This is a genomic window from Bacteroides acidifaciens (assembly GCF_903181435.1).
In the GTDB taxonomy this organism is placed as follows: domain Bacteria; phylum Bacteroidota; class Bacteroidia; order Bacteroidales; family Bacteroidaceae; genus Bacteroides.
The window spans coordinates 353,823-367,121 of record NZ_CAEUHO010000005.1 but is presented as its reverse complement, the minus strand read 5'-3'; the positions used below and the strand labels follow the sequence as shown (position 1 = coordinate 367,121).

At 43.4% G+C, this 13,299-nt stretch carries 11 protein-coding genes and 1 tRNA gene; 5 read left to right on the top strand and 7 right to left on the bottom strand.

The window, feature by feature from the left end:
• Window positions 1-655: 655 nt before the first annotated feature.
• The 5 genes from CLIN57ABFB40_RS20415 to CLIN57ABFB40_RS18645 all read left to right on the top strand — a co-directional run bounded on the left by CLIN57ABFB40_RS20415 (window position 656) and on the right by CLIN57ABFB40_RS18645 (window position 6,892).
• Window positions 656-1,267 carry a hypothetical protein gene (locus CLIN57ABFB40_RS20415; protein ID WP_254871833.1) on the top strand — a complete coding sequence of 204 codons (612 nt, stop codon included), beginning with the start codon at window positions 656-658 and terminating at the stop codon, window positions 1,265-1,267.
• Window positions 1,251-3,377 (top strand): hypothetical protein, encoded by a 2,127-nt coding sequence (locus CLIN57ABFB40_RS18660; protein WP_254871832.1) that lies wholly within the window; start codon window positions 1,251-1,253, stop codon window positions 3,375-3,377. Before CLIN57ABFB40_RS20415 ends, CLIN57ABFB40_RS18660 begins: the two co-directional genes overlap by 17 nt.
• A gap of 17 nt (window positions 3,378-3,394) precedes the next feature.
• On the top strand, window positions 3,395-4,600 hold the full coding sequence (locus CLIN57ABFB40_RS18655; protein WP_254871831.1) for an OmpA family protein: 1,206 nt from the start codon (window positions 3,395-3,397) through the stop codon (window positions 4,598-4,600).
• A gap of 474 nt (window positions 4,601-5,074) precedes the next feature.
• A tRNA-Pro gene (locus CLIN57ABFB40_RS18650) sits at window positions 5,075-5,147 on the top strand.
• Between the two features lie 107 nt (window positions 5,148-5,254).
• Complete coding sequence (locus CLIN57ABFB40_RS18645) at window positions 5,255-6,892, top strand: alpha-galactosidase (protein WP_175631444.1); 1,638 nt, start codon at window positions 5,255-5,257, stop codon at window positions 6,890-6,892.
• Window positions 6,893-6,977: 85 nt separating this feature from the next.
• Here CLIN57ABFB40_RS18645 and CLIN57ABFB40_RS18640 read toward each other — a convergent pair whose 3' ends face one another.
• From CLIN57ABFB40_RS18640 to CLIN57ABFB40_RS18610, 7 genes are all read right to left on the bottom strand, one after another.
• Window positions 6,978-7,781 carry a hypothetical protein gene (locus CLIN57ABFB40_RS18640; protein WP_175631443.1) on the bottom strand — a complete coding sequence of 268 codons (804 nt, stop codon included), beginning with the start codon at window positions 7,779-7,781 and terminating at the stop codon, window positions 6,978-6,980.
• A gap of 13 nt (window positions 7,782-7,794) precedes the next feature.
• Window positions 7,795-8,163: a GntR family transcriptional regulator gene (locus CLIN57ABFB40_RS18635; RefSeq protein ID WP_167959711.1), complete on the bottom strand. Its 369-nt coding sequence runs from the start codon at window positions 8,161-8,163 to the stop codon at window positions 7,795-7,797.
• Between the two features lie 10 nt (window positions 8,164-8,173).
• A complete protein-coding gene (locus CLIN57ABFB40_RS18630) occupies window positions 8,174-9,001 on the bottom strand; it encodes a hypothetical protein (protein WP_175631442.1) in 828 nt (275 codons plus the stop codon).
• A 6-nt stretch (window positions 9,002-9,007) separates the two neighbouring features.
• Window positions 9,008-9,853: an ATP-binding cassette domain-containing protein gene (locus CLIN57ABFB40_RS18625; protein WP_175631441.1), complete on the bottom strand. Its 846-nt coding sequence runs from the start codon at window positions 9,851-9,853 to the stop codon at window positions 9,008-9,010.
• Between the two features lie 173 nt (window positions 9,854-10,026).
• The gene (locus tag CLIN57ABFB40_RS18620) at window positions 10,027-11,493 is read right to left on the bottom strand and encodes a tetratricopeptide repeat protein (RefSeq protein ID WP_175631440.1); all 1,467 of its coding nucleotides are present in this window, start codon (window positions 11,491-11,493) and stop codon (window positions 10,027-10,029) included.
• 21 nt (window positions 11,494-11,514) lie between these two features.
• Window positions 11,515-12,462 carry a PstS family phosphate ABC transporter substrate-binding protein gene (locus CLIN57ABFB40_RS18615; RefSeq protein ID WP_175631439.1) on the bottom strand — a complete coding sequence of 316 codons (948 nt, stop codon included), beginning with the start codon at window positions 12,460-12,462 and terminating at the stop codon, window positions 11,515-11,517.
• A gap of 4 nt (window positions 12,463-12,466) precedes the next feature.
• A complete protein-coding gene (locus CLIN57ABFB40_RS18610) occupies window positions 12,467-13,282 on the bottom strand; it encodes an energy transducer TonB (protein WP_175631438.1) in 816 nt (271 codons plus the stop codon).
• Window positions 13,283-13,299 lie beyond the last annotated feature (17 nt).

Sequence of the window (13,299 nt, the reverse complement as noted above, 5' to 3'; positions counted from 1 at the left end):
AAGATATTGATATTTATTATATTAATTATATGCCTATATCTCTCCCCCATTATTCGTTTCTTTTTTCAACCCATACCCTTCAAGTTTAAAATGCCAGGAAAGGAGAAAAACACACATTACAATAATCAATACAAATATATCTTTGCCATTTCCTAACATGAATAGGAAATACATTATAAAAATGCTACAGTATATCCCATATTTAACATTAGTTATTTCTAGCAACCACCCAACAAAACCAAATGGCAAACCTTTTAAAATGTACAGTTGTTTTTTCTATGACACGTGTTAATTTTCGTTCTTATGTCAAGAAACGGTATAGACAGGTAGTCGAAGTATATGTGCTTATAAAGACTTCGAGTACGATTTTAGACAATTCCTTGTAATAATAATGAAAATGTTTTTTATTGGCCATAAAAAACATCTGTATATTTTTTTATTTATTACAGTAAATATATAGATGAATATGGCAAGGAAATGTGCATACTCCTTTTTTGGAGTGTTATCTATAACGGCTGTAGGTTGTAAGCAGCTTGTTTTAACTAATTACTTAAAATCACTATTAAATAAACTTTTAGTACATATGAACCTTAAAAAATTAAATACTTGTTTTTTACTAGTGTTATCATGGATACTGGTGATTTCATGTAGCAACATGAATTTTGAATTACCTCAAGGCCCCAAAGGAGATGACGGTAAATCTGCATACGACCTATGGAAAGAAGAAGTGGCGGCAGGTAATATCAACTGGCCTAAAGATAAAACTGAACTGGCGGATTTCCTTGTTTATATCAAGGGGGAAAAAGGAGACAAGGGTGAGGACGGACTTTCATCCTACGAACTGTGGAAAAAACTAATTGCAAACGGAGACGCAACCGATCCGCATAATCCCGGGCAAACATGGCCCGCTTCCAAAAACTCGGAGGCAGACTTCTGGGACTTCCTCACAGGCAGAGACGGACAGTCCCCACATGTGGGAGAAAACGGAAACTGGTGGATCGGCAACATGGATACTGGAGTAAAAGCTGCAGGCAAAGACGGACTTGACGGCAAAGATGGCATGTCGGCCTACGAGCTTTGGAAACAGATGGTGGAACAGGGAGAAGTGGACTGGCCGAATGACCAGATAGCACAGAACGACTTTTTCACATACCTGAAAGGGAAGGATGGCGCTAACGGAATTACTCCTCATGTAGGAACCAACGGAAACTGGTATATCGGCTCTACAGATACCGGTGTATCGGCAAAAGGTGAAAAAAGGAGATGATGGTCTGACACCTTATGTCGGAAACAACGGTAACTGGTGGCTGGGAGACACGGATACAAAAGTACCGGCAAGAGGAAAGGACGGAGAGACTCCGGTCATAAAAGACGGCAACTGGTGGATTGGAGAAACCAATACCGGTATTGCAGCAAAGGGAGAAAAAGGTGACAAAGGTGAGGACGGTGTGACTCCGGTTATCAAGGACGGTTACTGGTGGATCGGTGAAACCAATACTGGCGTAAAGGCACAAGGAGAAAAGGGCGATGACGGTGCAACAGGATTGTCACCCTATATTGGTGAGAACGGCAACTGGTGGCTGGGAGATACAGACACGATGGTTCCAGCAAAGGGAGAGAGCGGCAAGGATGGCGCAGCAGGTGCTTCAGCGTATGAGTTATGGTTGAAGGATGTAAGGGCAGGAGAAATCACAGGAAAGGATGGAAATCCATGGCCGGCAGACAAAATCACCATGTCAGACTTCTACACCTATCTGTCAGGAGACGACGGTGAAGACGGACAATCCACCTATGAACTGTGGAAAACTACAGCTGCCACAGGACAGCTGGACAATCCACACAAACCGGGAGAGAAATGGCCGGCAAATGAAATCTCTGAAATTGATTTCTATAGGTTCCTCGCAGGCAAGGACGGAGATGAAGGTACAAACGGACTGTCGGCATACCAACTCTGGAAAGAAGACCTGGCCAAACGGTGCGGTACGGACAATCCGATACTGGACAATAAGACGGGAGCAAAATGGGACTGCGAAAAGAACACACTGGATGATTTCTACGAATTCCTGCGCGGAAAAGACGGTCAAGACGGTGAGGACGGTGCTGACGGAAAACCCGGTGAACTGGGTAAGCCCGGAGCGGAAGTCACGGTCGTTTACGGTGTTCCGAATGTAATTGCGGAATATTCCCAACCGGAATATGGGGAATATGTCCGTACCACTGACGGAGGTGTACGATATACCGTGTATGACGAGAAAGGGCAGGCAGCACCGGGAGCAGTAGTAAAAGGAATGCCGGGTATTGCCCCCGAAAAAGAATACACGGCGGACGGTGAAGGGAAATTTATTGTCCCCAAAGAAGACCTGCCGGAAATCCAAGCAGTGGAAGCGCGATGGGGAAAAACGGCAAGTGTCACCATAGCGGGTGGAACTCCAAAAGAATCAGCAATGAACACGTATGTTCCCAACCGTATACACTTGAGAATCAAACTTGGATCCTATACTCCTACCCTAAATTATTACCAAAGACTTTATTTCGATGTTGAAAGAAAAATAAATCCGGATGACAAGTGGCAGAAGTTGCCGGCTTATCTGCCCAACTACAACAGGTCACTGGAGGCCTACCAGGTAAGCGACAAGGAAGATCCGACAAGTATTATGACTGACAATAAAATATACGGAAATTCCAATACTTCTACCAATGGTGGCGTACTATACTATGTCGCTATGGACACCAACCGCCCTGTAATGCAGAACACCGGTGACTACAAGAACAACTGGAAAGATTTCTGGGACGGAAATGATGTTTATTATACGGTAAGAAGCACTACTCCCTACTATGGGGAACTAATTCTGTGGAATGGTACCGCCTTCCTACCACCTTATCAGATGGGACCTACTCTCAAAACAATTAAAATGAAAACATTCATCGGTGGGGATGAGCCTTCCTTCTCCTGTGCGGAAGGTGAACTGGATTATTCGAATGTGGACATGACCAAAATATATAAGGCAGACGGGTTTAAAATAGTAAAGGAGACGGATAAACCGGAATATGTTGAAACAGTGGTATATGAGGAAGATGAAATCAAACAACTTAAGGCAGCCTATGTAAAGTTCAGATACTCCTCATCACAGGGAACACAAGAAGCTACCAGTTCAAACAAGTCATCATCCTTTAATGAACCGACATACAAGGTACTAGGACCGTTCCTGAATGCGGTAATTAAAATAGAAACCAGTTATTCCAACTCACACATTTTCTACAATGACTTGTATATCGGAACTTTAAAAAAGAAAGCCGGAGAACAGAATGCCTTCTATATCGAAAGGTACAAAGCCACTACGACTTTTGCGATTCCCGATGTTACTTATGAACCTTAACTATAAAAAAAGAAGCAATGAAAACAAAAACTGTTTATATATCTATCATGATGTTTTTAGGGCTTATGGTATGTACACAACCGTATATCCAGGCCCAGGAAACGGTCCGGAAATCTGAAACCGGAAGTGATTATAGTGAAACGAGTGAAAACAAGGCATGGGAAGTAGGAATCGGGGCAGCCGGATTGCAAATGACCCGTTTTGGCGTAGTGGGATTTTACAAGAACGCCGAAGGAGGGTATAATGTGGAAACAAGCAAGAAGGACGCACTTTTCGGAGGACAGCTTTATGCCGCACGTGAATTGAATGGACATTTCTATCTGGATATACAGGGAGAAGTACAATATGCAAGAGACCCCGTATATGGGGGCAAAGAGTCCCGTTGGGTAGGAATGGCAGGACTGGGGCTGCAATGGAGGCTCGGTGAATATTTCCATTCACCTTATATCGATCCTTTCCTAAGGGTCGGTGTCAATTACATGTACAAGAATTTCTCGATAGCTTACAACGGAATTGAAAAATTCGATGGTGAGGATATGAACTGGAATTTCACCAACGACTACAACAAGGACGGTGCCGACAGGAAACACCTGATACCGGTCTCTCTGGGAGCCGGCGTGAATATGTGGCTCAATGACCGCCTTGGCCTCGGACTACAAGCTGAATATCTGCTCATGCCTTATAAGCAAGTGGCCAATGCCTGGCAAGGTAGCGTACGACTGATGTGGCGCATCGGAGGAAAGTCGAAAAAACCGAAGCCGGAGATTCAGTACATGGAAAGGACCGTGGAAAAAATCGTAGAAAAACCGGTTGTGATAGAAAAGGTGATAGAAAAGACTACCCCAGGCAGAGATTTGCGGAAATTGTTTGACGACATCTCATTCGACTTTGGCAAGTGGACAATCACAGCGGAATCCATGGCAGTGATCGATGAGATAGCAACGCTCATGAAAGACAATGCTTCACGCAAGTTCCTGATAACCGGTTGTACTGACGCGAAAGGATCACCTGAGTTCAACCACAAACTGTCTGAAAAGCGAGCAACAGCCGTGGTTGACGCACTGGTGAAGAAAGGAGTTCCGGCAACCACTTTAAAATCCAGAGGCGTAGGCAAGAAGATTTCTTACGCGTCGGAGACAGCCTCCAACCAAATAAGAAGAGGTGACCGGAAAGTTATAGTCGAGGTAATCACCAATATGGACTACTGGAATTATATACCATAAGCAATGTAGAAAAAAATTTCAGCTTATCTGCTCCGAATTAAATTAAGAGCAGATAAGCTATTAATTTAATTCGGAACAAAGAGCACCAAACCTTTTAACCGTATCGTGCTGTGTTCGAGTATCTTTATTCATGTTGGATTTCGTAATTTTCACAGTGAACAAATTACATATTTAAATTCATCTTGCAACGAGATAAGTTCATTATATTTGAATGGTGTACATCAATAACATATTGGGGGCAAACTGAATTTTTACATGTACATCGCTGAAAGTCTAAAAAATAATAGTTCACAAGTATTGCGTATTTAAAATAATAATAATACCTTTGCACCGTTGAAATAAAAAGAGCTCCTATAACAGAGTGTAGAGTGATACATTTAAAGTTATTAGGTTTAAAAATCTTACTGATTTTCAACTAACTTAAGATACTAAGCAAGTGGTTTTTCATTGCTCCACTTATTAATCTTAAGCAATCGGAATGTAGCGCAGTTGGTAGCGCACTACGTTCGGGACGTAGGGGTCGGGCGTTCGAGTCGCCTCATTCCGACAAGATAAAGGGTAGCTTTCTGGAATACAGCAAGTTACCCTTTATTTTTTTAAGTTACCGGGACGAAATCGGGACAGCCGGAGTAAACTCCATCAACCTATTATATCATGAAGAACAGATTCTACATTTTGACAGTGACAGCACTCTCTCTGCTGTACTTCAGTTGTACAAAGACTCAAGTGGCTCATTCTGAGAATGAGAAGACACTCACTCCGCCTATCATGGGATGGAGTTCCTGGAATGCTTTCCGAGTAGATATCAGCGAAGACATTATTAAACATCAGGCAGACCTTATGGCAGAAAAAGGCTTGAAGGACGCAGGCTACCACTACATCAATGTAGACGACGGCTTCTTCGGCAAACGGGATGACAACGGCATGATGCAGACAAATGAGAAACGTTTCCCGAATGGTATGAAACCGATAGCCGACCACATACACGGACTGGGAATGAAAGCCGGTATCTATACCGATGCAGGCAATAACACCTGCGGTTCTATTTGGGACAATGACGCAGCAGGAGTAGGCGCAGGCATCTACGGACACGAACCGCAAGACGCTCAGTTATACTTCGGTGACTGGGGATTCGACTTTATCAAAATAGACTATTGCGGCGGAGATGTACTGGGGCTGGAAGAGAAAGAACGCTATACCTCTATCCGCAACAGCATAGACAAGGTAAACAAAGACGTTTCCGTGAATATCTGCCGATGGGCTTTTCCCGGCACTTGGGCGAAAGATGTAGCTACTTCCTGGCGTATCAGCGGAGACATCAATGCACATTGGGGCTCATTGAAATATGTAGTCAAAAAGAATCTCTACCTATCCGCCTATGCCGGAAACGGACATTACAATGATATGGATATGATGGTAATCGGATTCCGTGACGACAGCAAAGTAGGCGGAAAAGGACTTACCCCGACGGAAGAAGAAGCGCATTTCGGTTTGTGGTGTATCATGAGCTCCCCTTTGCTTATCGGTTGCAATCTGGAGAGCCTGCCAGAATCTTCACTTGAATTGCTGACAAACAAAGAATTAATCGCACTCAATCAAGACCCGCTGGGATTGCAGGCTTATGTAGCGCAACATGAAAACGACGGCTATGTATTGGTGAAAGATATCGAACAGAAACGTGGCAATGTACGTGCAGTGGCATTATACAATCCTTCTGATACGGTATGCACTTTTTCCGTTCCATTCTCTTCTTTGGAATTTGACGGAAATGTGAAAGTACGTGACTTGGTAAAGCATGATGATCTCGGTAGCTTCTCCAGCAACTTTGAACAAACTCTGCCTGCCCGCAGCGCCATGTTCCTCCGCATGGAAGGTGAAACACGCCTGGAACCGACTCTGTATGAAGCTGAATGGGCATACTTACCTCTCTTCAATGACTTGGGTAAGAATCCTAAAGGTATTATTTATGCTAACGACAAGGAAGCATCCGGCAAAATGAAAGTGGGATTTCTCGGCGGACAACCGGAAAACTATGCTGAATGGAGCGAAGTGTACAGTGGAGACGGCGGACGCTACAACATGACTGTTTACTATTCATTCGGTAAAGGACGTCAGTTGGAAGTAGACGTCAACGGCATTATCACAAAAATCGATTCATTGGGAGAAGATGAAACACACAATCAAATCTCCATTCCCGTAGAATTGAAAGCAGGATATAATACAATCCGCATGGGAAACAGCTATAACTGGGCACCGGATATTGACTGCTTCACGCTGACCAAAGCTTTATAACCCTACAAAGAGAATATATAATAAAAAGGAGCAAAATGAGATAGATTCATTATTGCTCCTTTTCTTGTTTAGCTACGTCTAGTTTCTATTCCGGATTTACTATAATTTCCGCTTTCTCCTGAAGGTACAACTGCAACCGGGCATCTTTCCCCACCGGAGTCCACACAACACGTTTACATTCTCCTGCCCGTAAAGTATTATGATGCGTCCTGCTACCTCTAAGATACTCCGTATCTATGTCACATTTTTCAATTTCCCAGTTCCATGCACTATTCAAGTTCAGATAGAAATCTTCTATTTTACTATCCTTTGCCTTAAACCTCAAATCTTCTCCATCTATACTAAAAGAACGGAATTGGCAAGAATCAAGCAATACTTTCTGATAAATGGCATGTACAAACAACGAATCCATTTTCACCTCTTTCAAATTCAGTTTTAAACCTTGCGTATTGATAAAAATGCTATTTAACGAATCTACAGACATCTGGACATCTATTCCGGTCGCGTACATATAATCCTTCTTACGGAATTTCTTCGGAATATTACGGTCATTAAAATCAAATTCCATCAATAACGTGTCATTCATCCGGTTAACTTTCAGATATTCATTCTTCGGATAGACAACCTTTCTTTCCCCTGCCGTAGAAGGACTTGATATCTTCACATCTCCATTCATGTAAATCCTTCCTTCTTTACTATCTTCAGACTGACTGACAAACATCTTCACCACACGTATGCCATCCAGATTCATTTCTACCAGCTCTCCTCCTACGAAAAGACCGTTCTCTGGATATGGTTTTCTGGATGTAGAGATGAAAATAATAGTAGCAATAATGACAATCAATCCGGAGACGATAAGACCTATTAATATATAAGTAGTACGTTTCATAATAATTCGTTTTTTATTTCTGCTTTTTTATAAACTCACGATACATTGCCTCTATCTCCTTCATCGGAATATCAAGCGTATAAAGCTGGCGAAAGAAATACTCCAACTCTTCTTTCAAAAAGATTTCTTTGCGAAGAGAATGAATCATTTCCTTAGCCCCCAATGCTACAAAATATCCTATACCGCGTTTATTATAAATAATATTCTGTACCTGGAGATAATCAAAAGAACGCATCACCGTATTGGCATTCACCTCTACAATAGCAGCATATTCTCTGACCGAAGGGACACGTTCTTCTTCCGGATACTGCCCCAGCAATATCTCATCACAGATTCTATCTGCAATTTGTAAATAAATGGCTTTACTTTCTTTAAAATTCATAAGCTAAGGATTACATTCGGTTAATAATTTCTGATTCCTTGAAACGGAAATAGGCAAGAGTCCAATTAAACAGCGTAAAGAATATACAGATAGCAATAAGTAATCCCCACATAGTCTCATCAGACATCGCAACATCATCCACAAAAGAATAATACACACCCCTCTTCAACAACATCTTACCCATAAAAACACCGACTCCAAAATATCCCAGTACAATAACCGTTACCGATGCAAATGTTTTCAGAAACGAGTTTTTAGACCATATAGTACTACCCAGAATAAATAGAGATTGAACGAAGAAATATGCGGCTATCAATGCTCCGAACTCCCATCCTGTCCTGCACAATGTATAATAATATTTTCCCTTACCGACCAGATGAGACAAATCAACAGGAGCTATAAAGTCCTTTTCCGGATAAGCCAACGAATAAACCATCACCCGCGTATAGTCCGCCAATTTATAGGTAATCAGAAAAACCACCAAGAATACAACCGTACATATCAGCCACCTGAAGAAGAACTTCTCAAAAGAAGTTACCGGAGTCATCAAAGTTGAAATACGACCTGTTTTTGTTTTCATTTTCTCCATAGTAAACGAAGCACTCAAACACCCGAATCCCCACAAAACCCAAACAAAAGTTGCTAACAGAAATGGCCATGTAGGGTCCATAGAAGATTTTTGCCCATGATATTCAAAATATCCGTTACAAACCATCGCCACCGCCATCACTCCATAAAGCAACACGATACGAAGTACATTCGATTTCCAACTCTCCACCATCTCCTTGCGGCAAAGATTCATAAAACGAGGCAAACTGAAAAAAGTATCTTTTATCATCGTCTTTTATTTTTGAGTGTGAAACAATCGGGCTATCTCTTCAGGAGCAGCCAATGTAGCATTAAAGAGAAGTTCCAGGTTAATCTCCGATTCTTCTTTCTCCACATTGGGAAGTATCAGATGGTTACCTTGAATTGTAGGAATCGCAAAGAGAGCACTCTTCGCCAACTCTCGGTTGTCACTCTCCACAAAGTAAAGTTTGTCGCAGATTTCACTTGTCGATTCATCCAGCAACACACGGCTTTCATCCATAATCAACACATGGTCGAGCACCTTATCTATATCACGTACCTGATGCGTGGAAATCACAATCGTTTTTTCATCCGACATGCCCGACGCGATAAACTTACGGAACTGGCTTTTTCCGGGAATGTCCAACCCATTGGTCGGTTCGTCCATCAGCAAAAGCGACGTATTCGTAGCAAGCGCGAAACTCATGAACACCTTCTTTTTCTGTCCCATAGACAGCGATCCGAGATCAATATCAATATCCATCTCAAAACAATGAAGATACTTAATCATCTCCTCCTTGTTAAAACGAGGATAGAAAGGACTGTTCAGCTCCACATAACTGACCAAAGACACCGAAGGCAATTCAAATTCCTCGGGAACCAAGAACATATCCTGCAAAGTTACCGGCAACCGGCGACGAACGTCCGTATCATGAAACATCACCCTGCCGCTTTTAGGCGTCAATAACCCGGACATCAAATAAAGAAGAGTGGACTTTCCGGCACCATTCTTTCCCAACAGTCCATACACCCTGCCGGATTTGAATGAAAGAGAAAAGTCTCGAAGTACCTCACGCTTTGATTTGCGATAAGTAAATGAAAGATTTTCTACTGCAATCATAGTACTTTTGTTTAATGAATTAGTTAAATCTAGTGTATTAGTATAATAGTACACTGCAAAAGTAGACAATCTTTTGAATAAAGCAATAGAAAAGCAGAAAAAAATGCAAAAAAAAGGAGAAGCTAAGATCACTCTCCACTTCTCCTGTCACGACAAACAACTAAAATTATTCACTATTTGATGCCGTCCAATGCCCTTTTAGCAGTAGCATTAGCGGGGTCTATAGCCAGAATTTTGCTCCAGTATTCCCGTGATGTATCCCTGTTCGCCTTCGCTTCGGCTTTCAATGCCGGGTTTTCGATAGCCAACAGATAATAATATCCGAGATAACTGTAACATTCCACCAGGGCAGCATTGTAATGAGGATCGTTTTTACTTTCCAATAAAGTAGCCACTTCCTCATAAAAAGGCTTCGCCAATCCCTGAGTTGTTTCGGGGTCGAGTGCCGAATTGGCACGTGCCCGCCAGAAATTACCCAGATAGCTGTCCGGTGCCTCCACTGCGATAACCTGAAAAACAGAATCGGCAGATGCCAAAGCCTGTTTACGCTCATCGACAGTGATAGTTAACGAATCAGGTTGCGTACCCGCTCCATAATAAAGTCTGCCAAACTGGAATTGTAAATCCGGAGTCTGTTTTTCTTTATCAAGAGATGAATAATATTTCTGGTAAGCACTGATCGCTTTCTTATAATCATTCTTCTGCTCGTAAGCAGCAGAGATATTCTTGTATAAATCCGTCTTTGCCGGTTCCATTTCAACTGCCTTTTCGTATTGCACCACCGCATCGTCATACTTCTTCAAATCTTCCAGCAGATGCCCGTAATACATATAATCCAGATAAGAATAATCGGCCTTGTCGCACTCATTAAAGAAAATGTCCGCAGCCTTTATCGCTTCGTCAAAACGTTTCAAGTCCGTATAGTTATACATTGCCAACCGGTTGAACGCAGCGTGGCGGGGATTCTTCTGCAAGCCCATATTCGCCACTTCGAGCGACTTTGCAAAATCATGGTTCAGGAACAAGGCAAACGCATACTTCACCAAATCCTCTTCGGTTGCCGTCGCCCCCATGGCAAAACGCGAATAAACGTCCGCCGCTTTACTAAAATCATTCTTCAAATAATAAATCTCTGCCAGTTTCTTGTCTACTGCTGTGTTGGACGGTTCCAGTGCTTTCAATTGATTCAGCTTTTCAATAGCAAGGTCCGCACTCGCCGACTTATAAATATCCGCATACTTCAGATAAGCATCCGCACATTTCGGGTCGAAGTAAATAGCCTCTTCATACTTCTGAGAAGCAAGACCCGCATTTTTCTGTTTCACGGCAATATCCCCTTCCAATACGGAAGCCATGGGCGACTTGTCATCCGCTTTCCTCGCAAGAGCAGCATACTCCTGCGCTTCGGTGAGTTTGCCGGCATCCAGATAGGCTTCTCCGACAGCCACCAGAAGTTCCACATTCTTCTTATTCTTTCCTTTTATCAGATGTTCAGCCTCTTCAGCAGCCTGTGCCGGATTCGTCTGAATAGTTTCCTTCAATTTTGCAACGCCTGCCTGCCATTCGGCATCGGGTGATTGCGCGTAGAGCGACCCAACTGCTATAAACGCTCCAGCTAAAAACATTTGTACTCGTTTCATGATAGTCTCTAATTTTAGTTATTATTCGTCTTTCACATGGACAATACGCACCGGCTGTGTAGCCGGAACAAGTCCGGATTTCAATATGATCCGCTGCCCCTTGTCGGATGTCATAAAAGAAGTGAATCCCCAGGGCAACCCGTTGCGGGGATCATTCAGGATTGCGTAAATCGGACGTGCCAACGGATAGTTGCCGTAATACAGATAAGCCTGATAAGGTTTATAACTGTTTTCGGGAGTCGCCACATCCTCGGCACTCACCGCCATCACTCTGATTTCTTCCTTGAAAGAAAGGTTGGTGGTATCACTGCGGTTGCCCAGCCAGTTCACCCCGATTACACCTATCGCTTCGGGATTCTCCGCTACAAAATCTATCACCTGCTGATTCGTATTCAAAGCACTCACATTCTCCGTTGCCAACGGTTTTCCGCCACAAACGGAATCCATCGCAAAGCGTACGGTACTCGAATTCTTATTGTCGAACACTACCTGAATCTCCTTCAAGCCGGAACGTGGATTCACTTGTTTCCAACTTTTCGCTTCTCCCGTCAGGATGCGGCGGAAATCACGTACACTCAACAAAGAATCCGGATTCGCACGATTCACAATCAATGCCAATGCATCGGTAGCCAACTTAATCTCGCGGGGGTAGAACTTACGGCTGTGAAACGAATTCATCTCTTCCTCAGTCAGTGTCCGGGTTGCGATTGCCAACCGGACACTGTCTTTCAGAAGTAAATTGATCGCTTCCACTTCCGTTGTGTAGCGAGGGACAATCCCGGCCAAAGGATACAGGCTCTCGAACACATCGATTTCTTCCTGTACAATGGGCTCGAAACTTTCATCCGCCGCAATAGCTATCACACCGGACGAATACGTATCCGTCGGTCCCTCCTTCGATTTCGAGCGGCAAGCACTTAATGCCGCCAGCAAAACGATTCCTATCAGCCAAAATTGTCTTTTCATCATCTTTCTATTGTAACCTGAACATTACCGGGACAGTGAACTTCACACGTACCGCTTTACCATTCTGCTTACCCGGAATCCACTTCGGCATGCTCTTTACCACGCGTACAGCTTCCTTATCCAGATAAGGGTCTATACCACGAGCCACATGCACATCCGAGATAGAACCATCACGTTCCACCACAAACTGAATGATGACACGTCCCTGCGTCCCATTCTCCTGAGCAATCGTCGGATATTTGATATTCTTACCCAGATAAGACATCAACTCCTGTTGTCCGCCCGGGAAAGCAGGCATCTGCTCTACCATATCAAAGACCTTTTCCGGCTCCGGCGCAGCCTGTGTCACCACCTGCTTCAAGTCCGCGATATCCTTACCGTTGGCTTCGTCATTACCTTTCACGTCGGCAATGGAGATGGCCACTTTCGTAGAAGTCAGCTCTTCCTGACTCTTAATCTCATTATCCTCGTGCACCTCTTCATCCTTCTTGATGACAGGAGCCGTAAACTTGATAGAACTCTTCAATGCAGGCGGGGGAGGCGCTACCGGTTCCACCCGTTTCATCTCTTCCTGTTTGATTTCCGGTTCTGCCAGTTTCGACAGAGTAGTGACCTCCGTCATTACTTCTTTCTGTTTCGGAGTTGCCAACTTCACCAGCGTAGGAATCGTAAACCCGATCAATGCGATGACCAATACGGCCAGCATCGCCAGATTATGCCGTTTCGTTGAATTGGCGCGCATCTTATAAGCGCCATACGCTTGATTCTTGCCTTCAAAAATCAGTTGACACCATTCCGAAGAAGTTAAATCTATTTTTGCCATTTTACTTTTCTTTTTTA